This window comes from Bradyrhizobium sp. HKCCYLS3077, from assembly GCF_051167555.1.
GTDB lineage: Bacteria > Pseudomonadota > Alphaproteobacteria > Rhizobiales > Xanthobacteraceae > Bradyrhizobium.
On sequence record NZ_JBNPTH010000007.1, the window covers coordinates 278,383 to 301,508 of the forward strand.

The following is a 23,126-nucleotide window of genomic DNA, read 5'->3' on the forward strand; positions in this document are numbered from 1 at the left end:
GTGCCGGCGAGCGATGCGCATGCATCAAGAGCAACGAGGATCTCACGAGCAGGCTTACATCTTGTCATTATAACTCACGCGCAGTTCAGGACGATGTCGCTGGCTGACCGTACGCGGGCCATGCCGGCCGATCAATACTGCACCCTGGCGCCGACCTGCACGACCGTGGCCGACAGATTGTTCTCCTTGAAGTTCGACCGCGTCTCCTCGCGGCGGACGCTGGCGCGGAGCTGCAGCAGGCGGGAGAACTTGTAGAGCATGCCCACCTCGACGAGATAGCGGTTGTCGACGCGGGTGGTGCCGGTGAAGGCGTCCTGGCCGACACCTGCGAGGAACGTGCCGACCAGCCAGGGCTCGAACTGGTGCTCGACGCCGACGGTGACGTCGCGCTTGAGCACGCCGGAGATGCCCGGCTCGGTGATCTCCACGACCTGCGACTTGGCGCCGAGCATGACCGCCGTCTCCTTGGCATATTGCCAGGTGAGGTTGGCGTCGGCGATGAAGCCGTTGACCGGCTTCAGCATCGGATCCTGATAGCGGCGCGTGAGATAGCCGACGGCGACGTCGCCGGTCAGCGTGTCGGCATAGTTGAAGGTGACGCCTGCCTCCACCGCGGTGCCGGTGGAGTCGCGGCGAAAGCCTTCGGCGTCGACGGCGATGTCGTGCACGCGGCGATCGACGGCGACGTCGACGAAGGGCCGGATCTCCGGGGTGAGATTGTAGGTGACGCGGCTCTGCGAACCGTACTGCACGAAGTTGCGGTCCGCATTGCTGACGATCTGGCCATCCATCAGCGGCGCGTTCTGGAAGGCCACGCGGTCGATGGCGGCCTTGGTCGAGATCTCGACCTCCTCGAACCGCTTGGTCAGGCCGGCGGAGCCGCCCACGGTCGACGCCAGCGGAATCCTCGCGAAGCGTCCGGCGAAGCGCGGCGTGCCGGGATCATCGGCATCGACGGCAACGTGGCCCTCGCCGTTGAGCGCAAACGTATCGGTGATGTCGTAGCGCCCATTCACCTTCGCGTCGACGGTGGGCCTCGAGAGCTGCCGGAGCTTGGCATAGTCGATATAGCCGACGCGCACATCGGCGTTGAGCAGATGCCTCTCGAACTGAGAGCGCACGAGCAGGACCGGCGCAACGCTGACGAAAGCGGAGCCCTTGCCTTGCGGCACACGCCCGGGATTGCTGTCGAAACCGGAGGACATCTCGAAGGCAGGCTTCAGGATGAAGTTGCCGACCGTGATGCCCTTTGGCTCGAAAGGGTCCTCCTCCATCATCGGTGGCGCCTGCGGTTGCGGCTCCTGCGGCTTCTGTCCCCGATTGACCGGTGGCAGCCGCATTTTCGGCTTGTCGGCGAGAACCGGCGGGATCGGCTGCGCGTCCTGCCGCGGGATCGGCGGAAGATTGCGCGGCAGCACACCTCGCGTGGCGGGCGGAGGGCTCACGGCGAAGGCCAGCGCATCGAGACAGCGATTGGGGACGTTGGTCATCGACAGCCGGCCCGGCGTCGACAGGCAGCCGCCGACCAAGAGACCCGCTGAGGGCGCGCCGAAGAATCCGTTGCGCACGGGAGCGAGGCGGGGCGGCGGCTCACGGCGCGCAGCCTGCGGAAGCGCGCCAGCGCCGGCATCGATCGGAGATTTCGGTCGCGGCCGCTCCTCGACCTGCGTCGCCGCCTTCGGCTCGGGCTCGGTGCCGCCCGGCGCGACGATCACCTGTGGGATCACCAGCGGACCATTGCCATTGGCGGGCCGCGCCGGCTGGCGGCGACGACCGGGAATGACCACCACCGGTCCGCCCTCGGTGGTCCCTGGATCTGCATAGGCGCTGGCCTGCGTGCCGGGAACGACGGTCTGGCCGAGCGCGGGCGCCCCGCCGACCAACGTCACGAGCAGCACGGCGAACGCGGCCGTCTCCTCCTGACGCAGCGAGACCCAACCAATGCCACGCCTGGAATCGGACGTTTCTCGTGCTTTCCGTTCCAAAAAGCTTCGTCTCCGTCGCGGCCGGCAACCTGAGCAGGATGGCGGCCGCGCCGGCGTGAGACGTTCTCGCCTCACGACAACGCGGCCGTCGACGATCGGATCACTCGATGATCAGCGTGCCCTTGTTGCCCTGATGGAAGTCGTCGAAGAATTCGTAGCGGCCAGGCTTCTGCGCCTTGATCTTCACGATCCCCTCCATGTTCGGCTTGATCACCGTCTCGAACTGCAGCGGCTCGCTCTCGAACTCGACGGGCGCACCATCCAGGTTCTTCACCTTGAAGACGATCGGCGTGTCCGCCGGCGCCTTCATCTCGGCCGGTTGAAACTTGTTGTCCTTGACGGAAATCTCGATCGTCGTCTCGGCCGCCCGAGCGGGCAGCGCGAACGCGGTCGCCAACAGCGCAACGGCGGCCGCAGCCTGTGCTTTTTCGAAGAGCGTCATGATGGATGTCCCTGTCCCGAATTCGTCGTGTGGCGGAGCTCACAAAGGCGCGTCTGTCTTCACGCGTTTCCGACACATCGTAGAACGACTATAAATTACCGAATGCGGCAATTTACCGTGTCGAAATTTGACAAACTCGTTGTGTGCGACAAAGCGCGCGAACTTTATTAGTTGATGCGTAATGACGAACGCGTCCCCGATCAGTTGCGGGACATCCGGCCGTCATGTGCACGAAGGCGCCGTGTGCCGAAGTCCGTGCGTGTGCAGGCCGCGCTGGTCCGAAACACCGCTATCGCCTGTCGATCCCAACCGGGATGATCTCTTCAAGAGACGTGTGCTCCGCGCACGCGGCTCCAGCCAGGACCTCGGCCCGATCAATGCACCGACGGTACGCGGGATGCGCGAAGACGTTCGCGCTCACGCGGGCTGTTCGCATCCTGCGGGACCGGACGATCGCCGGCACGCGCGCCTGAGAGCCGCGCATGAACCAGCAGCGAAATCAAACGCCGTCCTGCACCGCCATGACGCCTGCGGGCGCACGCCACCGATGCGCGCCGTCTCATCGGCCGACTCCGAGCCGTTTGTCGTGGACGCTGAGCGTGCGAGGCATGCGCGCAGGCATCGGCTTTGCTGTCACGGGCGGCGCCGCGCGCTGCGGCGGCAGATCGGGCACGACCGATATCTCCTCCTCGCGCGCAACAACGGGCGTGGGCTCAGGGACGCGGCTGCGGGCCGCGGCCTGGTCGGCGCGCACGATGCCCGGCACGCGCTTGCGTCCGGTGACCATGGCACGCATGAGATTCTCCCGCTGCAGCACGCTCATCCACACGGTCCCGAGCACATGCACGGCGATCAGCGCGATGATCGCGTTCGACGACAGCGCATGGGCCTGCTCGATCCAGCCGACGCCGAAGAAGCGCTGCGAGACCTGCATCACGCCGCTGACCGTCGAGACGATCAGGAGAGCGAGCATGGCGACCAGCATCGCTGCGCCCGCGGGGTTGAGACCGAGATAGCGCCCTGTCTCGCCGCGCAGGATGTTGACGATGTATTTGGGCGCCGCGCGCAGCTTCAGGCTGATGCGCGCGAACAGCGAATGGCGGCTGCCGATCACGCCCCAGATCAGGCGGAAGGCGAGCAGGCCGATCACGGCATAGCCCGCCAGCCGGTGCAGACGGTCGAACGTATTGGGCGTGACGCAGGCGACGAGCACGAAGGCCGCAAGGGCCCAGTGCCAGACGCGGAGCGGAAGGTCCCAGATCGCGACGGTCCCCGAACGTGGGTTCGCCGGCCGCTCGGAGGCAACGCTTCGCTGCGCCGGACCTGCGTCACGCATGATCATCAGATCACTTCGCCTTGGTGTGCTTCAGCGACAGGTCCTCGGGGCTGTAGAACAGCTCGAACAGCTTGCCGCCCTTGACCCCATAAACCTCGTAGCAGGAGCCCTCGATCTTGGTCTGGCGAACCTCGTAGCCCGCGGCCTTCGCCTTCGCCTCGGCCTCGGCGGTCGTCTTCCACGACGCCTTGTCGAGCTTGGTGCAATCCTTGTAGCCGTCGGCGAGCGCAGCGGAGCCCGATGCGAGACCTGCCACCGCAGCAACGACCATGATCTTGATGAGCTTCATTATCAAATCCTCCTCGAAGTCTGCGCCATCGGCGCCTTGGAGCGCTCAATGCGCGGCCCTACAAAGGAAGGGAGATTTCAACGAAACTTGGACGTCGCGATCGGCCGCGGCTGACGCCGAAGACGTGAGCCGGGCCGCAATCGGTCCGCATGCGGCCGCATTGTCGCTGGCCGGCGGACCCAACTATGCTGCAGTTGAGTTCGAGATATGATCGGGAATTGCCAATCGTTCCGACCGCACCACTCCGTCCGAATCTCCGCGCCTTGCAACTGACATTGAATCGCAAGGCTCTATCAGGAGCCGCGCGGGAGGCGTGCACACGACGCGCACCGACGACGTGTCCGGCGGCGCCGACGGCACCACACTGCTGCCGGATTGCAGCTGTGTCGACGGTGCGGCGAAAAGGGCGCTGCACGCCGCAAAGCTGCGACGTTAAGCCTCGAACTTTTTTTTCTGAGAGCTGATCAGCCGGCGATCTCTCGGGCTGAGGAGACGATGCTCACGTTCGCGATGCGCACGCGCGCCATCCGTCAATCGCCGCACGGATGTGCGCACGCGACGCAGATCACATATCGAAGCACGCCCGAGAGCGATGTGCGCTGCACATCGCGGGACGTCGATCAGGCGGCCGGCAGACGGCCGCGCATCGTGGGAGAAAACAGCCGGTCGCGGGCGCCGTCACTTCGCTCCGGTCAGCACGCGGCTGATGAAGTCGGAGCTCTCCGGAGATTTGGTCATGTCCGCGGTCGGCTCCGGCGCAGACTGCAGCTCCAGCGGGGCCGCCGCACGGCTCTGCAGGCGGCTGCGCGGGTTGACGCTGCGGGTCGCGCGCGCCTCCTGCTCACCGTTTGGGCGCGCCACCGTGATCATGATCTTCTCGGAGACCACGGGAGGATCGAAGTTGAGATGCTTGGAATCGCCGATCACGAGCTGCAGCGTGTGCTTGCCGGGCGATAGTTCGATCCGGGCCTCGGTCTCGCCCGCCGCGTAGTGGATGTGCTTCTTGTCGCGCGGGATCTCCTCGCCGGCCTGCATCGTGTCGTCGACGTCGATCAGCAGATGATGATGGCCGCTGCCGGCGAACTCGTCGCCGGCGTGGGTGATGCCCATGTTGCGCAGCCCGAAGCGGGCGATGAACGGCCCGGTGACGGTCTCGCCATCCGCCGGCGAAATCAGATAGACGCGGGCATCCTTCGGGGATTTGGTGCCCTTGGCTGCCACCAGCGGCGGCGCGAGCGCGGCCGCGAGCGTCATGATCAGGCAGAGGCGCGCGGGCATCGTGGGCAGCATGCGGATCTCCTATGGTGACAGCGCAACACGAAAGCCGAGGGTGGGGTGCCGGATGCGCCCGTCGTAGCGGTCGCGGCTCCCGGCGCGCGCGTCGGACGCGCCGTTCTTCCACGAGCCGGAGCGAATGACGCGGGCATAGCTGCCCTCCTCCATCCAGGCTGATCCATCATTCGGCGCGCCCTTGTAGTTCTTGTGCCAGGCGTCCGCGACCCACTGGCCGACACCACCGCCCATGTCGAACAGGCCGTAAGGATTGGCCGGGACGCTGCCGATCTTCGGCGGCTGATCCTGATCGGTCTCGCTCGGGCCGTTGCAGCCCTTGCAGCTCGCCATGCCCTGGCGCATGCGATCGCCCCACCAGTAGCGGGTGCGCTGGCCGCCGCGCGCGGCATATTCCCACTCGGCCTCGGTCGGCAGCCGGAACGACTTGCCGGTCGCCCTCGATAGCCAGGCGAGATAGGCCTGCGTATCGTCGTAGCTCACATTGGTCACGGGACGATCATCCGCACCGGTGGCGATGTCCGGACAGCTCGCAGCCGCCACGCACTGCTTCCATCCACCGACCGTCACCGGGTGCTTGCCGAGCGAGAACGGCCGCACGCTCACCTGATGGACGGGCTGTTCGGACTCGTCGTCACCGCCCATCGCAAAGCTTCCGCCGGCCACAGTCACGAGTTCGGGCACGCGTAGCTTCGGCTCGGGTTCGGAGAGCGGCAGCGCGCGCGGAGCGGCGAGCGTCTCGGGCGGCTGCGCCGGCGCCGTTTCCATGCCCGTCGCAGCCTGCCGCGACGGCGCGAATGAGTTCGATGCCGAGCGCGTGGAGTCCTGCGGCGCGGTCTCGACCAGGATTCGACGCGGGGACGGCGGCGGCGCCGCCGACTGCGCCTCGCGCGGCGCGGTGGACGATCCCGTCAGTCCCAGCGGCGGCTGGATCAGCAGCTTGATCTGACGCAGCGGCAGCATCACGCCGCCGAGAAACACGATGGCGAGAACCACGATGCCGATCGCGCCGCGGACCAGCTTCTTGCGCGTGCCCGCAAACGGTGCGAACAGCGCCCGCCACCAGCCGCCGCTGGCCGCGTCGTCCTGATCATCGTCCCATCCATCGCTCACAGACGGCGCCGGCACTGGCAGGCTGCGCGATCGCACCGGCGCAAGCTCGGGCGGCGGTTCGGCGTGAACAACGCGCTCCGGCTCACCGGCGCCCCACTCGGCGTCGAGCGACTGCTCGAGCGCGCCGCACATCATCAGCAACAGCCCGCCCTGGCTGTTACCGGTCCAGCGTTCCTGCACCTCGGGGCACTCGACCTGATCCTCGACGCGCTGGAAGCTCGGCGGACGCATCGGGCTGAGCGAGACCTCCACGGTGCGGCCGCAGCGCCGGCAGGCGACCGCGCGCGAATCCGGCGGGAGCGCATCCTCGGCGAGCCTGGGAGCCCGCAGCCATTGCAACGCTGAACTCTCGCTCATGCTGTCCTCGCCTTGGTGGAGGCCCCCAGCCCCTTTACTGACCCCAACTCGCGAACGCGTCCTTGAACACGCGGTCGCCGTCGGCTCCCTTCTCGATCGACAGCAGCGCCCGATTGCCGCCCTCGTAGACGATCGGGATGTCGAACCACTGCTTGGCCTTGAGCAGCATCAGATTGCGCTTGGTGTCGACGTCGTTGGCGGACAGCGCGACCATGAAGAATTTCGGCGTGACCCGGGCGGTCTGCGTCACCAGCGCCGTGCCGCGCTCGGACTCCTCACCCTTGAGGCCGATGCCCCGCAGGCTCGTCAGGCCGCTCACCGACTGATCCAGCCCGTCGAATTTGAGCTCCATGATGTGGCTGGCCGGCATCTCCATGTCGGCGTTCCGCCGCAGCGAGAGCGTGACCTTGGTGCCGTTCTCGATCTCGATTTCTCCCTTGATCGCAGGCGCCGCATCGAGCCGCGGCCCCCTGCTGGGTTCGATGGACCAGGTCACCTTGCCGGGGAAACGCTTGCCTTTCGGATCCTGCGGATCCTCGTGATAGAGGAATGCCTGACCGGGCATGCTGACCGGCACGCTCATGCCGACCGTGGTCGGCTCCTCGGCCGCCGCAGCGACCACAGGCTTGCCGTCCGGCATGATCCGCTCGGCATTGACCTTGCGCGGACCGGGCTCGTTGGGCAGAGCCGCCGTCGCGCCGCTCAGCGACACCTGAACCCATTCCGACGCGCGCTCCCAGGAAACCGCTGCACCGACGATCGCGAGCAGCCCCGCCGCAGCCACGGCCAGCACACGCCGGCTGGGCAGACGACGGCGCGTGACCGCGGCGCTCTGCTCCGACTTGAAGGCCGTCTCGAGCAGCGAGGGATGGATCTTGATCTCCTCGGGCGGCGCCGCGGGAGCTGTCGCCTCGGGCTGTTTGGTCTCCGGCACGACAGCAACGGCAATGGGCTTGGCGACGCTCGCATTGCCTGCATTGACGGGCTCCGCCGGCTCGGCGGCCGCGGGCTTCACTGCGCCCTCTGCAGCGATCACCACCGGCGCAACCTCGCGCGGCGCGGGCTCCGACGGGCGGGCGGCTTCCACGATCGGCGCCTCGGCCGCTGGCATCGCGCGCTGCTCGCTCGCTGCCGGCTTCACGGCGATCGATAGCTCGGGCAACGCCGGCGGCGTCGCAGGCGCGCACTTGATCTCCTCCGCCGACGGACGCCGCGGACGCTGGCGCAACACGCGCAGCTCCGGAGACGGCTTCGCGGTTGTCGCGCGAGCCTCGTTCGGTTGCGGGGCCGCACGGTCGCGCGCAGGGCTTGGCGGCGCGGCGCTGTCGGAGCCGCCGCGACGGGCCATCGAGAGATATTTCGCGACGGTCGCGATCTCCTCTTCGAGCGTATGCGTCGTGCTGATCGGCCGCGGCGCCATGCGCCGCTTCGGTGCCGGCGCCGGCGCCGGCGCGCGCACCGGCCGCGGCCGCTCGGCCACCGGAGCCTCCGCCGGCTCGTCGATCAGGAGCGGCGTCGGCGCGGCAGCCGCCTCGACGAGAATCGGCCGCGCGCGCAGCTCGATCATCCGCTCCGGGAACAGAATCTCGGCAAGATCGCGCAGCGAGGCCCCGGGCATCAGCAGCCGGCGCAAGGCCGGAGGCATGCCGCGCAGCGCCTTCGCATGGCCGCGCCGGGCCAGCCGATCGCTGCGGGCTGCGATCGCGGCCGCATCACGGCGCTCGTCGCTGATCAGGACCTTGCGGGCGCGCAGCATCGCGGCGAGCTCGCGCACATCCGAGCGCGAGGCGCTGTCGACGACCAGCAGATCGAAGGTACCGATCCGCGCCGGCAGCAGTTCGGCGACGCGCCAGGCCGGCATGATGTGGCAGGGGATCTCCTCCAGCCAGCCTTCGAAGGAGTTGCGGGCGGCGATCCGCAGGCGGCGCGCGGTCGGGCCGGAGCAGGCCGAGGCCATCTTCTGCATCGTGTCGCGGAAGCGCTTCAGCGATTGCCGGACGGCGCCGCTGGCATTCTGCGCGATGCCGAGCGACATGCGCGCGCCGATCACCACCTCGAACAGCGCCAGGGATCGCTTCTCGAGCCGCAGTCGCTGCGCCGCGAGATCATGGAGAAGCTGGCGCTCCTCGGGATTCTCGATCCGCTTGAGGACCGCCAGATTCCACGCGCTCACCCAGTCCGCGAGTGACGCTTCTTCCTTGAGAGCATGCTTCGCAGCAGCCTTCGTCGTGTCCTTGGTGTCCGCCTCGGCCGGCACGGACCGCAATCGCTGCGCGAGGCTCGGTGCGCCCGCCGCGATGGCCATCCGGCACGCCGTCCTGACCAGTTCGTAGTCGGTCTCGTTGCCGCGGATCGTCTCCACCGCGGCGAGGATTCCCGACCACCGCGCCGCCAGGTCCTGCGCGTCCGTTTCGGCATCGCCGACCAGCGACAGCACGTCGGCCTGGACGGTCGCCGCGAGTTCGCCGGCTCCGGCGAACAATTCACCGAGCCGCGCGAGCTCGACCAACGGCCCGGACACCCGCGTCATGACGGTGCGAATGGCCGCGCCGAAGGCGGCCGGCCGCTGCACATCCGCCACCATCGCGGCAACCTCGCTGTCGGTCATCGACAGCTTGCGGCAGGCATCGACGACGTTGCGGACCGCAAGCGCCGCCGTCACCACGGCGACCTCGACGCTCTTGACGATCTGCTCGAGATCATCGAAGGCGCGCGCCGATTCCAGCTGCAGCGCCGGCGCATCGATCTTCATCGCGATCGACGTCCAGCGCGCGCGCAGCGCATGCAGGTCGTGGCGCCATAGCAGGAAGCGGGCGACGTAGCTCCAATCGGCCGGCGTCGATGGCGCGGCTCCGTCCAGCGTGATGGCATCGACCGCGGTCTTGAGCGCACGGCGCGACGGCGTGAACCGCGCGAACGGCTTCTCGCCGGCCGCGAGCCGTTCGACCACGCGAATGGCGTCCTTCTTGGTGAAGGCCTCGACCGGCGCCTGCACCTGGCGCCGCGCGAATTCGGCACTTCGTGACAGCTGGAACGAGGCATCACGCGCCCAGCCCACCACCTTGTCGAGCCCCTCGGGCCCGTCGGTCTTTGACGTCGCGAGCGGTGACAGCCGGCCGAGCCAGGCTTCCGCGGCAATGGCGCGATGGCCGGCGGCGAGCGCATCGAGGTCTGTCGCGAGCCGGCCGGTCGCGTCGAGCCCGAAGGTCGCGATCGCATCCAGCGCGAGATCCTCGTCGCGCCCGTTGTCGGACGTGATCGTTGCCTGATGACGCAGCTCCTCATGCAGGCGCAAGATCGCCGCCGTATCCGGAAGCGCCGCGGTCTCCGGCAACTCGTCGTCGATATGCTTGAGACGATCGCCAAGACGCTGTCGCGCCTCGCGCGCCTTGTCGACCGCGGCGACCAGCGCGTCCGTCCCCGAGATGAGACGCTTGGGCCGATCCTTGAACCAGCCATAGGCATGCGGCTCGCCGACCAGTCCCTTGAACAGATCGAATGGCAGCTCCGGCAAGCCGCCGGTGAGCCGCAGGTTGCGCCTGACGATCTCCGCGATCTCGTCGTCGAGCGATGTGATCTGGGAGCGCTTCGAGATGATGTCGCGCTCCAGCCGGCCGATCTGCGCGACCTGATCCCGCAGGTTCGCGGCATCGAGGATCGACTGCAGCCGGCCCGCCAGCGCCTCGGCTTTTCTGAGCACGTCCTTGTCGGAGCCCGTCGAGCTGACGGTCAGCTCGCGGACCGGCGGCGGCAGCTTCTCATGCAGCAAGCCGAGCGCGGTCTCGTCTCTGGAGACCACGAGCACGCGCGATCCGAGCGCGAGGTGATGGCAGACGACGTTGACGAGAGCGGCGATGCGGTCATCATCTGCGGCGGCCTGCAGCACGAGGCCGTCCGAGCCGGACAGCTCGCGTACGATCTCGACGTCCTCGGGAGCGGCCGGCAACGGAAAGAACAGATCACCCTGCTCCACGACCACGGGCTTCGGCGGCGGCGCAATGTCGATCGGACCGCCGACGATGCCCGACAGATGCCGGCGTGCCGCGGCGTGGCCTCGTCCATCGGACTGCATCAGCAGGGCGCCGACGGCGCCGGTCAAGCAGCATTCGCTCTGCGGCGCGTGCGCAACCGCCGTCTTGAGGCTCTCGATGTCGCGCAGCGCGCGGACGTCCGGCCGCCGGCGCGCCGAGATGGTCCAGCGGCCGCTGGCGATGGCCGCGTCCGAGGCGTCCGCCATCGGGCTGTCCGCCGCGCGCGACGGCTTGTGGCCGGTCTGGACGCCGACCGCGCCGATGATCTGCTCGAGATCAAGCGGCGTGAACGGCGACAGCTCGCCGCGCTGCTCGAGCGCCTCGACCAGTCGGTCGGACCTATCGGCCAACGCAAGCGCTGCGTCGGGCACCACCGCCTCCAGCGCCTTGCGGTTGACGGTGGCGCCGACGAAACGCGGCCGCACCCGGACCTCGGCATCGGGGCGCGCAATGACCTCAATCTCCACGGCGCGCTCGAACAGCGGCAGTTCGTAGTCGCGGCCGCTTTGCCGCCATGACGACAAGCCGATGCCCCAGATGATTTCGAGCGCAGGATCGGAAGCCGATGCCGCCGCCAGCTCGCGCAGGCGCTGATGAATGGCCATGGTCCGGCGGCGCATGCGCTCGGTGTCGGCCCATGCGGTCCAGGGACCGGAGACGTAGCGCTCGATCCGCTGCAAGAGATCGGGGCGCTGCTCGAGACGCAGCCGTCCGGTCCATACGCCGAGAGCTGCGGCCGGCGAGAAATCCTCGGGACGGGCGTGACGGGCGAAGGTGAGGCGGTTCTTCTCGATCTCGTCGACCTTCACCAGGATGCTGTCGCGCGGCGATGGACGGCGATCCGGATCCGAGGACAGTTCGACCCAGGCGTCGAGATCGGCATCGATCGCCGGCGGCTCGGTCGCCGCAAGCGCCTCGACGGCGAGCCACACCGGCCCGTCGACATCGAAGGTGTTGAGCACCACGCCGGGCAGGTGCTCCATCTCACCCTGGTCCAGGGCCAAGCCGTGATCATCGGCAAACGGGTGATCCGGCTGCCGCTCGAGCGGGGATGTCTCCGCCCGGATCATCTCCGTCAGACCGCCCAGGACCTCCTGCAGCGGCTCGCCGGCCGTCCGCGTGTCATTCGTCGAGCCTTGCCAAGAATCTTGCCAGGCGTCGGCCGCCGCCGGGTTGTCCAGGGACGACGCTGCACTTGCACCGAGAGCACCAAGCAGCCGCATGCCGTGATCGCCGATCGTGGCCTGCGCGGCGGACTCGCTCGCCTTGGCCTCATTCGGCCGCATATTCACCAGCTGGCTCATCGTGCAGATCCTTTTCTGAACTCGGCTGCGGCAGTGGCCTGAGGTCGGCGAGCGGCTGACCGACACGGATGGCCCCGCCCGTGATCACGGCGCGCCGGGCGATCGGAGAGTGGGTTCAGACTGGACAAGCTTTCCTCGCTGCAACGTCGATGGAACTCCCGACTCGTTGCGGAGGCGTATGGCGAAGGTAGGTCACATCAATGACCCGACAGGTAGATGAATGTGACGATTCTCGTTCTTGCGGGGATCTCGGGAAAAAATCCCGGGTCGTTTGCTGCGGAAAATCTCTTCTAACAACCCTGTTAGTCTGCAGTTTTTGTCGGGGGCGACATGCAATCGCAGCGGCAAGCTCAGGTTGCGCGCGAATACGCTAGAATGTGTCTAAGAATACTTCTAACGCTCAAGACGAGGCGACGTGACGCTTGACCAAGGCACGATGTCCACGCCGCCGCGCGGCCGTCGCCAAGGTTCAGCCATCGCGCCGTCGCGCATGCGACTCTCGCGTCAAGTACAGCGCCACAAACGCGAGCGCATCGCGTCTTCAGCTTGGCACCGGGTGAAAGCAACGCGGCCCAGTCGGGCGAGCGGCCTTCCCGAAGGAGCGCGTCGGGAAGGACATCCGGCCGTCACGGACCGCACGCGTGGCCGCGAAAGCCGAGCCCTGGACAGCAGGGCCCTGCTTGAAACGTCCCGAAAGCTGAAGTAGCAGTCATTGCAAAGACATCAACGTCGTTCAGACGTCCCCGATCGATGGGCCGGGACTGCATGATTTGGCAACGGATGAGAACGGCCGCCGCATGCAGTGCAGCATTTCTGACGCTGCTGTCAGCGCAGCCGGATGCCCGGGCGCAGTCGTCGGGCACGGCGCGTGAGCCCGCAACGGTCAAGCTGTCCCCGACGCAACAGAAGCAGATCGGCCTCCAGACGGCGGTGCTGGCCAGGGAATCCCACCCCGAGCAGTTCCGGGCCTATGGCACCGTTCTGGACGTCGCCAGGCTGACCGACCTGACCAACAACTACGCCAACGCCCAGGCGCAACTGCAGACCGCCCAGGCCAGGCTCGACGTCGCCAGGCTCGCCTTCGAGCGCGCCCGCGACCTCGTGCAGTCGGCGGCGATGCCGCGCAAGGATGCGGAAGCGGCGGAGGGCACGTTCCGCACCGACCAGGCTGCGGTTGCCGCCGCGGACTCGCAAGTGAAGACATTGGTGGCGACGGCGCGGCAGGAATGGGGCGCCGTGATCGGAAAGGGCATCATCGAGCGCTCGCCCCAGGTGGTGCAACTGATCGAGCGCGAGCAATTGCTGGTGCAGGTCACGCTGCCGCCCGGCGTGACCCTATCCGAGCCGCCGCGCCTGGCGCTGGCCCAGGCGTCGACGCGCAACGCCAACATCGAGTTGCGCTACCTTTCGCCCGCGCCGCGCACCGATCCGCGCATCCAGGGCGTGAGCTATTACTTCGTCGCGGCCGGCGACAGCGGGTTGCTGCCCGGCATGAACACGACGGCCTATGTTCCCTCCGGCAAGGCCTATCAGGGCGTATTCGTCGAGGACACCGCGATCGTGCAATGGCAGGGACGCGCCTGGGTCTATCTGCGCGCAGGTCCCGAGACCTTCCGGCGCCATCCGATCCGCACCGACCAGCCGATCTCGGACGATGACTACGTCGTGCAGGACATTCCGCCCGGCTCGGAAATCGTGATGCGCGGCGCGCAGGTGCTGCTGTCGGAGGAAGCCAAGAGCGAGCTGCGCGGCGGCGGCGACGATGATTGACGGCATCCGTGCGGCCGCCACGGGGCCGCAGGCCGCGCTGGTCTCGTTCGCGATCCGCTTTCGCGGCATGATGCTGGCGCTCGCCTGCACCATCCTCATTCACGGCATCTTCTCGCTGGGCAGCGCCAAATACGCGGTCTTCCCGGAGTTCGCGCCACCGCAGGTGTCGATCCAGACCGAGGCGCCCGGGCTCAGTCCCGAACAGGTCGAGGTGCTCGTCACCCAGCCGATCGAGACCTCGATCAACGGCCTCGCCGGCGTCGAGAGCATGCGCTCGTCATCGATCCAGGGCCTGTCCGTCGTCTCCGTGATCTTCCAGCCCGGCACGGATGTCTTCAAGGCGCGGCAATTGGTGACCGAGCGGCTCACCGTGGTCACGAACGGCTTGCCGCAGGGCGTGCGCGCGCCAGCGATGACGCCGTTGGTGCCGGCGGCCGGCACCGTGCTGGTGATCGGCCTCACCTCCGAGCAGCGCTCGCTGATGGATCTGCGCACCATCGCCGACTGGACCGTGAGCCGGCGGCTGCTTGCCGTGCCCGGCGTCGCGCAGGTCACGACCTATGGCCGCGATGTCAGATCCTTGCAGGTGCAAGTCCGCGCCGACGATCTCGTGCGCTTCGGCGTCGGCATGAACGATGTGGTGGCGGCGGCCCGCAAGGCGACCGGGGTGCGCGGCGCCGGCTTCGTCGACACCGCCAATCAGCGCGTCATCCTGCAGACCCAGGGGCAGTCGCTGACGCCCGAGCAGTTGGCGCGCACGGTGCTGCTGCACCAGGGCGGCGCCAGCGTCGTGCTCGGCGACGTCGCCACGATCGTCAATGCGCCGGAGCCGCCGATCGGCGGGGCGCTGATCAATGGCCAGCCCGGCATCATGATGATGATCAGCCAGCAATACGGCGCCAACACACGCAACGTCGCCGCGCGCGTGGAGGCGGCGCTGCAGGAGTTGCGCCCCGCGCTGGAGAGCGAACAGGTCAAGCTGCACGCCGACCTGTTCCGCCCGGCGACGTTCATCGATTCCGCGACGAGGAACGTGCTGGTCGCGCTCTTGATCGGCGGCGCGCTGGTGATCGTGGTGCTGCTGCTGTTTCTCTACGACTGGCGCACGTCGCTGATCAGCTGCACGGCGATTCCGCTGTCGCTGTTCTCGGCCGTGCTCGCCCTGCAATGGCTGGGGCAGAGCCTCGACACGATGACCCTGGGCGGCCTCGCGATCGCGATCGGCGAGGTGGTCGACGACGCCGTGATCGGAGTCGAGAACGTGGTGCGCCGGCTGCGCGAGAACCGCGTCCTGCCATCGCCGCGCAGCGAAGCGCGCGTGGTCTACGACGCCATGCTCGAAGTCCGCAGCGCGGTCGCCTACGCGACCTTCGCCGTGCTCCTCGTCTTCGTCCCCATCCTGGCGCTGCCGGGCCTCGCCGGCCGGCTGTTCGGGCCGCTCGGCATTGCCTACATCCTCGCCGTGCTGGCCTCGCTGATCATCGCGCTCACCGTCACGCCGGCGCTGTCGATGTTGCTGCTCGCCGGCCGTGCCACGCGCGACATCCGCGAGCCGCCGCTGGTGCGCTGGTCGCGCCGTCACTACGAGCGGCTGCTGCGGCGCCTCAGCGCTTTTCCAAAACTGGTGATCGCGGCGGCCCTGCTGGTGACGCTCGGCGGCGCCGGCCTGGTGCCCTTCTTCGGCGGCACCTTCCTGCCGGAGCTCCGGGAAGGCCATCTGATCGTTCACGTCGCGACCTTGCCGGGCACATCGCTGGACGAAACGCTGCGGCTCGGCGGCCTGATCTCAGACGCGCTGCGTGCCGTGCCGGAGGTCCGCAGCGTCGCCCAGCATGCGGGGCGGGCCGAAGCCGGCGTCGATACCGCCGGCACGCATTCCAGCGAGATCGAGGTCGACCTCAAGCCCGGCCTCTCGGGCGACGACCAGGAGCGCGCCGAGCGGCGCATCCGCGCCGCGCTGGCCGATTTCGCCGGCATCAATGTCTCGATCAAGACCTATTTGACGGAGCGCATCGAGGAGACGCTGTCCGGCTTCAACGCCGCCGTCGTCATCAACGTCTACGGTCCGGATCTCGACGACCTCGAGCGCGCGGCGCGCGACATCGCGCGCGAGCTCGGCGAGGTCTGGGGCGCGGTCGACATCCAGCAGCAATCGCCGCCGGGCATGCCGCAGGTCAACGTCACCCTGCGCCCGACGGATCTGCAGTCGTGGGGGCTCGACGCCGTCGAGGTGCTGGAGCTGATCCGCACCGCCTATCAGGGTGACGTGGTCGGTCAGGCCTATGAAGGCAATGTCGTGTTCAACGTGATCGTCAAGCTCGATCCCGATGCCAGCGCGCGGCCGACCGAGATCGGCAACATGCCGATCCGCACCTCCAGCGGCGCCTACATCCTGCTCAAGCAGGTCGCCGACGTCTACGGCACCGCCGGCCGCTACGTCGTGCTCCATCGCAACGGCCAGCGCGTGCAGACCGTCACCGCCAACGTCGCCGAGCGCGATCTCGAATCCTTCGTCGCTGCGGCCAAGCGCAAGCTCGCCAAGGAGGTCAAGCTGCCGCCGGGCGCGCATGTCGAGTTCACCGGCGCGGCCGAGGCGCAGGCCAGATCACGCCGCGATCTCTTGATGAACTCGCTGCTGGCGACGATCGGCATCGTGCTGCTGCTGTCGTTCGTCACCGGCCATTGGCGCAACCTCGTGCTGGTGCTGCTGAACCTGCCCTTCGCCTTCGTCGGCGGCGTCATCGCGGTCGCCGTGACCGGCGGCGTGCTGTCGCTGGGCTCGATGATCGGCTTCGTCACGCTGTTCGGGATCGCGCTGCGCAACTCGATCCTGATGATCTCGCATTACGAGCACCTGGTCGTGGTCGAAGGCCGCCCCTGGAGCCTGGACACGGCAATCGCCGGCGCCGCCGACCGCCTGGTGCCGATCCTGATGACCTCGCTCGTCACCGGCCTCGGCCTGCTGCCGCTCGCGCTCGGCGCCGGCGAGCCCGGCCGCGAGATCGAGGGACCGATGGCCATCGTCATCCTCGGCGGCCTCCTGACCTCGATGGCGCTGAACCTGCTGGTCCTGCCGACCCTGGCGCTGCGCTTCGGACGGTTCACACGCGGCGTGCAGGCCCGCGGAGATGTCACGGCGAGCTGATCGTAGGCGTGAGACGTCCGCAACGTTCGCCGCAGGTCGCTGCTCGACGGGTCAACGCGCGGGCCGGATGAAGGCAACGTCCTACCCGTTTTGACAAGCTTATCCACTGGCCAACGGCGGACCTCGGCGGCCGAGTGACCGGCGTCGCATTCAGCCCATTGCGGACTTCAGGCGGCTAAAATCTGCCTGACCAGTGGCCTCTTTTCTGGTGGCTGCGCTCAATTGGTGCGCTTAGGCACTGCAACGCCGCCCTTGCGCAAGATTTCAGCCTCGACACGAAAGATGTCGGGGACGTTGATCTTGCCGTTCGCACGTTCTTCCATGACACCCACGTCGCGCATAGAAGATAGCAGTGCGGACGGTTCGTTTCCGGAAGTGAACTTTACCGGCGTGTATCTGGGCTCGGTAGCGGCATTGCTTTCAATCGCCTCAATCACGTGTTGATTCTTCCAGATTTCAAGCAACTGCTCGCGTTCCATCGGAACGAATTGTCGCCGAAGAGCTTCCAGCGCTGGCTTAATCCAGGGATAGTCCTCGTAAAGTTCTTCCAAACGATTTCTCGAGGCCAAGCGCACGCCCTCAAGAAGGCCCAGATGGTCGATGGCTCTACCTGCAGAGGTCGGGTGATGCTCGGCTGCCTTCTTCCACGCGGTCAGGAAGCTGCGTGGCGAGCAGGTGTGCGCGGCATCGCTCAGATGGAGCGGCAACCAAGTATAAACCCGGCCGCGCTTCTTGTTGGTTCCCATAAACTCGCCAGCGATACCGTTGATCACCCGTGCCTGCGCCTCGGGGTCGGCTCTAGTATCGATACCGGCCACGGGGAGCACATCACTCGCGCGTTCGCGCCGCGCCAACGCCTTAAGCGGTTCTCGCGCAGCGTCGTTGCGGAGCAACTCAAACAGCAGCAGGCCATAGAGATCGATTGGCCGCCAGAGTAGCTCCACGTAATCATTCTTAATCTTGGAGCTGTCCGGAAAGCGGAAGAGCTCTTGATCGGCAAACTGGTCCGCACGCATGAATATCTTGGCGCGAATGGAGCGAAACGATTGCAGGCCGACCGCTAGTGACAGCAGGGCTCGCGTCAGGCTGCGAATGCTGTCCCAATCGCGACCGAAACGGTCGAGCGCGTCGAACACCACCAGCAGGGTCTTTTTAGACCGGACCAATTCGTCGTCCGCCACGGATAGCACCACTGAATAGCGGTTCGGATCGGTTTTGAGACCATCGATGACATCGCCAAGCAGTTCATCTGTGCTGCCCGGGACTTGCTTGCATGCGATCCTGATAAGGACCGCCCGCCAGATCAGATCCGGACTCTTGCCTTGTGCAAACAAATTCGTGATTTCGTCGATCGTGGGTGCGCTTTCGCTGACCTTGTCTGAGCCGTTGAACCCGACGACTACTTCGGCCGTGGATAGCAGCCGTTGTCCATACGCTTTAGCAAGCCGCTCGCGCAGCGGCTTGCTAAGCAGCGCATGGGTCCAGAAACTTTTGCCCATGCCACGGTTGCCAACGACCAACTGCCGCCGCAGGTCGAGAACACCACGATGCCCCTCCGGAAGAAAGGCCTGCTCGACCGAGATCATCGCATTCGGTTCGACGCGGGGCGACGGATCGAACGCTGCCATGGCCGCACGGATTTTCGAGAGATCCGGTTCGGATGCACTCATGCTTTAAGTCCGTTGGCTGTGCCGCCGAACGACATTGCAGTCTCGAGCCCCGAAAGGAAGGTTCGGTAGGTCTGCTCATAGAAAGCTTCGGTAAGCTGGTCCGGAATTCGACTAGGATCGAAATCGATGAAGCTCTGGTTAAACGGAATGATCAGGGGCCAGTGTGGAGCGGACTCGTCGCTCCGCGCAAACCTCAGCGAGTCAGGCGCGTCCTCTCCGCTATCTTCCGCGTCATAAATGTGCGCCGAATAAATTTCATACATATCATCGACGAACCGCGCGGACACGGCCGCGTCGAGGCTTGCCTTAGCATAGACTGGTCGAAGCATCGTTCGCCATTCGGTATCGCGCCCCTGTGCCTTGTCCCGCTGGGCGAGCAGCTGCAGGGCAGCGAACAGCGCCCGATAGCCCTCGATCGTCTGCTTCTGTGCGGTACCGAACAGCAATACGGTAGCGCCCAGACCAAGAACCGCGGGTGCCGCGAGCTCCGACAGTCCGGCACGACTGTCAATAAACACGACATCATATTGATCGCGTTCCGTAATGCGCGAGATCATTAATGATATCTGCTCGACGAGCGGTATGGCGCGATCTTCTACAACGTCCTCAATCATCGCTCGCGAAAGTTTGGGCAGGATATTCCAAGGATGGGCGAGCGAACGGCGGCCGAGCGCCGGCAACACATCAACCCGGCCGCCACCTGCAGTCGTAAGGGCGCTCGCCCCAATGTAGGCATGAAGACTGGCGTCGGGTACGCCGCCAATCCCATTCTCCACCAGATAGTCGATCACGCCAAACTCGGGCGTACGATCGCCGTCCAAGAGCAAGTCACCTAGACCCGGCGCTTCCAAGTCAAGGTCAACGACCAGCACATTGCGATTCCGGCGCGCGAAATCGGCCGCAGCGATTGCTAGGGCCGTCGATCGACCGACCCCGCCTTTTAGCGTGGCAAAGACCACCCTCGGAGGCTGCGTTTGCGCAGCCGTGGGTGCATCGAGCCATCCCGCGCCTACGATTCGACGATCGACTAGATAGCAGAAGTCGTCGCCAATCTGCACTGGCAAGCGCTCGGGAGACGTCCGGATCTGTTCGGTCCCGCTGTCGCCCTTAAAGCTGATTGGCCGGTCGGTTCGCGCATAGGGGCCAAGGCTGGCGATTAACGCCTGCCCAAGTATATCCCGCTCATTGTCATCCTTCGGCGCACGATCCGCGATAAAGGTGAGACGGCCGGAAGCGTCGCGTAGCGCCGTTCCAGTCTCGACGAATTCTCGGCCGGCGAGATTCACCAGCGTCACTACAAGTTGAGGTAGCGATTGATCGAATAGTGGCAGACCCATCAGAACGAATCCATCCGGTTGACTAGTTCAGCAGCGCTCGTTTTCCACGACTCAATCCATTCGTCCCGAATATCCACAGTCGGCGCATAACGCATATCGGTGTCCCAATTCTGGAATAGCGCCGCTGTTTCGGCGATTTTCCGGAGTTCGCCGGACCGCCGCCCCTTAGCGCTGTCCAAGAGAAAGGTTTTGAGCTTGGGAAAATGCTTGTAGAATGGATCGTCATGGCGGCGATCTGCCGGCAACACCGGCATTCCGCTATCTCGCATCATTGCCTTGACTGCGAGTTCTCCGCAAAGCCCGAACAGATATCCCGCAACGGCGCGGCATCCAGGCTGAGCTCCGGCGGACGCCAATCCGTAAAGCTCGATGGCCGCCCGCAGATGCCGCCTTGCCGAGTTTGATAGATCCTGCCGATACGTCATGTTGCCTCCCGGTGGCATCTGGCAGTTTCGGCTGCGAGCCGTCAATTCGGCGATCGCTCAGACCATCACCAGTCTCGCGATCGTCCACGCATCATTCGGCTCTGCTTAAAGGGCCGGAACCAGATAGCAGATTGGCGGCAAGAGTGCCAATCTGCCCAACTTCAGCGGCTGCCTAGTCACGTCCGCAATTCGCCCTTCTCGGACCTTCCGGCCGCCGCCAGAGATGTCGGCCTGCTGGGCTTGATCTGATCTGGTTGTCGCGCGGCCCCCCCGAAGCGAGCCGCGAACGACTGACAACAAGACCTCTGTTGCTTGCGCCAAAAATCTAATTTCATTCACCGCCTCAAGCACATCCCCCTTGTCCAGTCCTCCCACGAAAAATATTCAACTTTCGTTTTTCAGAAAATCATGATTGACTCTGCGCATCCCGTCCCGCCAAGAGGGGCGCTTCGCGATCGTCACGAGACGTGGGTGCGGGATGCGGTGGGTGCATTGGATCGCAGCGCGAGCAATCGTGCGGACGAACGAGCCCGATGCGCCGGCGAAATCGTAGGGTCCTGGCCTCCCGGTGCTGAGGCCAAGCGGACGGTGATGATCCGTCCGTGACGGGGGCAAGACAGCCGGTCCCCGGGGAGAGGACGTATAAGCCGCCCAACCATCGCGCGGGGAATGCCGGGATGTCTCGGCTGAACCTGTGGTACCTGCCGCCAGCATTTTTTCTCGCTGGCGGGCCATGGGGGCGGCCAGCTCCCGGCATTCCCTGCGCCCTCTGCTTCGATGAGGGCGAAACGAACGGTACAACTCGGGCGCACGAAGCGCCGCGAGGCCGATTGATTGCGTTCTAGAGCATGATGCGAATACGTGGAAAGGCACGATGCTCATCGCCAGTTTGCGATGACGACACGGCATGCGCCGCGATTTCAGTCTCACCCTCCCCTGGAGGGGGAGGGTCGGTCGCACGCGAAGCGGGCGAGCGGGGCGGGGTGAAGCCGCGAAAGCCGGTGCAAATGGAGAGATCACCCCACCCCGGCTCCTACGCGCTTCGCGCCTATGAGCCGACCCTCCCCCTCCAGGGCAGGGCAATCGCATGTGGAAATTCCAGGCCGTCGCGACGAACGATCCTGCAAGTTAGTTACTCCGTCATGCCCGGGCTTGTCCCGGGCATCCACGTCGTTCTCAGCATGCCGGTCGACGTGGATGGCCGGGACAAGCCCGGCCATGACGACGTGGAGAGAGACGAGCACAAAACAGCGATCGCCACATGCGATTGCCCTGCCCTCCAGGGGAGGGTGACAGCGGGGCCGATCTCGAAGCTCCGCGCGGGCCGAATGGCCTCAGCCGTTCAGCCGGTCGATGTGCACCTTGCCGGCCTTCATCACCAGCGGAATGTGGTCGCCCTGGCCGAGCAGGCAGGAGACGTCGCGCAGCGGGTTGCCGTCGACCACGAGCAGATCGGCGATGGCGCCGGGCAGGATGCGGCCAAGCTTGCCCTCCATGCCGAGCACCTCGGCGCCGATCACGGTGGCGCTGGCGATCGCCTCTCGGGGACCGAGGATCTCGGCGCGGATCCTGAACTCGTCGCTCTGCAGCCGCTGCGACGGACCGAGCAGGTCGCTGCCAAAACCCATCTTGACGCCGGCCTCCTGATAGATCGACAGCGAGCGCAGGCCGGCGTCGCGGACGTCGGCGATCTTGGCGACGCTCTCCGGCGGCAGGCCATATTGCGCGCCCTCGTTGGCGAGCGCCTCGTAGGTGACAAGCGTCGGAATGACGTAGGCGCCCTTCTCGGCTATCAGCCGCGCGGTCGGCAGGTCGACCAGATTGCCGTGCTCGATGGTGCGCACGCCGCAATTGACGGCGCGGGCGATCGCTTCCGCGGTGTAGGCATGTGCGAGCACATAGGTCTGCCGCCCGCGCGCCTCGGCGACGATGGCGCGGATCTCGTCCTCGGAATAGCCGAACGCGCCGACCGGATCGGTCGGCGAGGCGACGCCGCCGGAGGCCATGATCTTGATCTGGTCGGCGCCCATCTGCAATTCCTCGCGCACCGCCTTGCGCACGGCATCGACGCCGTCGGCGACACGGGCGAGCGCGCCGACGCGCACGCAGCAGGGACACGGCGCGTTGTCGGAGAGGAAATCGGTGCGCGCCCGCATGTCGCCATGGCCGCCGGTCTGGCTGAGCGCGCGGCCGGACACGAACAGCCGCGGGCCTTCGGTGAGGCCGGTGTCGACCGCCTGCTTCAGCGGATAGCCGGCGCCGCCGGCGTCGCGCACCGTGGTGAAGCCACGGCGCAGCATGCCCTTCAGCAGAATCGCCGAGCGCAGGGTCACCAGCACGTTCGGCATCTGCACCTGCTGGGCGAGATTGAGCTCGACCGCGATGGCGTGGACATGCAGGTCGATCAGGCCGGGCATCAGGGTCTTGCCCTTGAGATCGATGGTCTGGTCGGCGCTCGCCTGCAGCGGCTTGTCCGAGACCTCCTTGATCAAATTGCCTTCGACCAGGACGTGCTGCCCTTCGAGCAGATCAGACTGCAGCGGGTCGAGCAGAGCGGCATTCTGGAACAGGATGGTCGGCATCAAGGTGTCCTCGATCGGAGCGGGAAGTCAGTCGGCTTGGCGCAGCGGCC

Annotated in this window: 13 protein-coding genes; 2 read left to right on the forward strand and 11 right to left on the reverse strand. The window is 66.4% G+C overall.

Annotation, left to right across the window (positions count from 1 at the left end; genetic code table 11):
* Positions 1-131: 131 nt before the first annotated feature.
* The 7 genes from ACQR0Z_RS27285 to ACQR0Z_RS27315 all read right to left on the reverse strand — a co-directional run bounded on the left by ACQR0Z_RS27285 (position 132) and on the right by ACQR0Z_RS27315 (position 12,147).
* Positions 132-1,985, reverse strand: coding sequence for an outer membrane beta-barrel protein (locus tag ACQR0Z_RS27285; protein WP_434920692.1), 1,854 nt, complete (start codon positions 1,983-1,985; stop codon positions 132-134).
* Positions 1,986-2,085: 100 nt separating this feature from the next.
* Positions 2,086-2,427, reverse strand: coding sequence for a cupredoxin domain-containing protein (locus ACQR0Z_RS27290; RefSeq protein WP_434875189.1), 342 nt, complete (start codon positions 2,425-2,427; stop codon positions 2,086-2,088).
* A gap of 559 nt (positions 2,428-2,986) precedes the next feature.
* Positions 2,987-3,763, reverse strand: a complete 777-nt coding sequence (locus tag ACQR0Z_RS27295) for a cytochrome b/b6 domain-containing protein (protein ID WP_434920828.1) — start codon at positions 3,761-3,763, stop codon at positions 2,987-2,989.
* A gap of 10 nt (positions 3,764-3,773) precedes the next feature.
* Positions 3,774-4,052 (reverse strand): PepSY domain-containing protein, encoded by a 279-nt coding sequence (locus tag ACQR0Z_RS27300; protein ID WP_434861099.1) that lies wholly within the window; start codon positions 4,050-4,052, stop codon positions 3,774-3,776.
* Positions 4,053-4,730: 678 nt separating this feature from the next.
* Positions 4,731-5,342, reverse strand: coding sequence for a DUF4399 domain-containing protein (locus ACQR0Z_RS27305; RefSeq protein ID WP_434920693.1), 612 nt, complete (start codon positions 5,340-5,342; stop codon positions 4,731-4,733).
* 9 nt (positions 5,343-5,351) lie between these two features.
* Positions 5,352-6,812 (reverse strand): SUMF1/EgtB/PvdO family nonheme iron enzyme, encoded by a 1,461-nt coding sequence (locus ACQR0Z_RS27310; RefSeq protein WP_434920694.1) that lies wholly within the window; start codon positions 6,810-6,812, stop codon positions 5,352-5,354.
* 34 nt (positions 6,813-6,846) lie between these two features.
* A complete protein-coding gene (locus ACQR0Z_RS27315) occupies positions 6,847-12,147 on the reverse strand; it encodes an AAA family ATPase (RefSeq protein ID WP_434920695.1) in 5,301 nt (1,766 codons plus the stop codon).
* A 765-nt stretch (positions 12,148-12,912) separates the two neighbouring features.
* On the opposite strand from ACQR0Z_RS27315, the gene ACQR0Z_RS27320 reads away from it, so the two are divergent.
* Both ACQR0Z_RS27320 and ACQR0Z_RS27325 read left to right on the forward strand, forming a co-directional pair.
* Positions 12,913-13,917: an efflux RND transporter periplasmic adaptor subunit gene (locus ACQR0Z_RS27320; RefSeq protein ID WP_434920696.1), complete on the forward strand. Its 1,005-nt coding sequence runs from the start codon at positions 12,913-12,915 to the stop codon at positions 13,915-13,917.
* Complete coding sequence (locus tag ACQR0Z_RS27325; RefSeq protein WP_434920697.1) at positions 13,910-17,062, forward strand: efflux RND transporter permease subunit; 3,153 nt, start codon at positions 13,910-13,912, stop codon at positions 17,060-17,062. Before ACQR0Z_RS27320 ends, ACQR0Z_RS27325 begins: the two co-directional genes overlap by 8 nt.
* A 218-nt stretch (positions 17,063-17,280) precedes the next feature.
* Here ACQR0Z_RS27325 and ACQR0Z_RS27330 read toward each other — a convergent pair whose 3' ends face one another.
* From ACQR0Z_RS27330 to ACQR0Z_RS27345, 4 genes are all read right to left on the reverse strand, one after another.
* Positions 17,281-18,732, reverse strand: coding sequence for a hypothetical protein (locus ACQR0Z_RS27330; RefSeq protein WP_434920698.1), 1,452 nt, complete (start codon positions 18,730-18,732; stop codon positions 17,281-17,283).
* Positions 18,729-20,069, reverse strand: a complete 1,341-nt coding sequence (locus ACQR0Z_RS27335) for a KGGVGR-motif variant AAA ATPase (protein WP_434920699.1) — start codon at positions 20,067-20,069, stop codon at positions 18,729-18,731. The genes ACQR0Z_RS27330 and ACQR0Z_RS27335 overlap by 4 nt, the downstream gene beginning before the upstream one ends.
* Positions 20,069-20,494, reverse strand: coding sequence for a hypothetical protein (locus ACQR0Z_RS27340; protein WP_434920700.1), 426 nt, complete (start codon positions 20,492-20,494; stop codon positions 20,069-20,071). Before ACQR0Z_RS27340 ends, ACQR0Z_RS27335 begins: the two co-directional genes overlap by 1 nt.
* 1,334 nt (positions 20,495-21,828) lie before the next feature.
* Positions 21,829-23,076, reverse strand: coding sequence for an amidohydrolase family protein (locus ACQR0Z_RS27345; RefSeq protein ID WP_434920701.1), 1,248 nt, complete (start codon positions 23,074-23,076; stop codon positions 21,829-21,831).
* Positions 23,077-23,126: the final 50 nt, after the last annotated feature.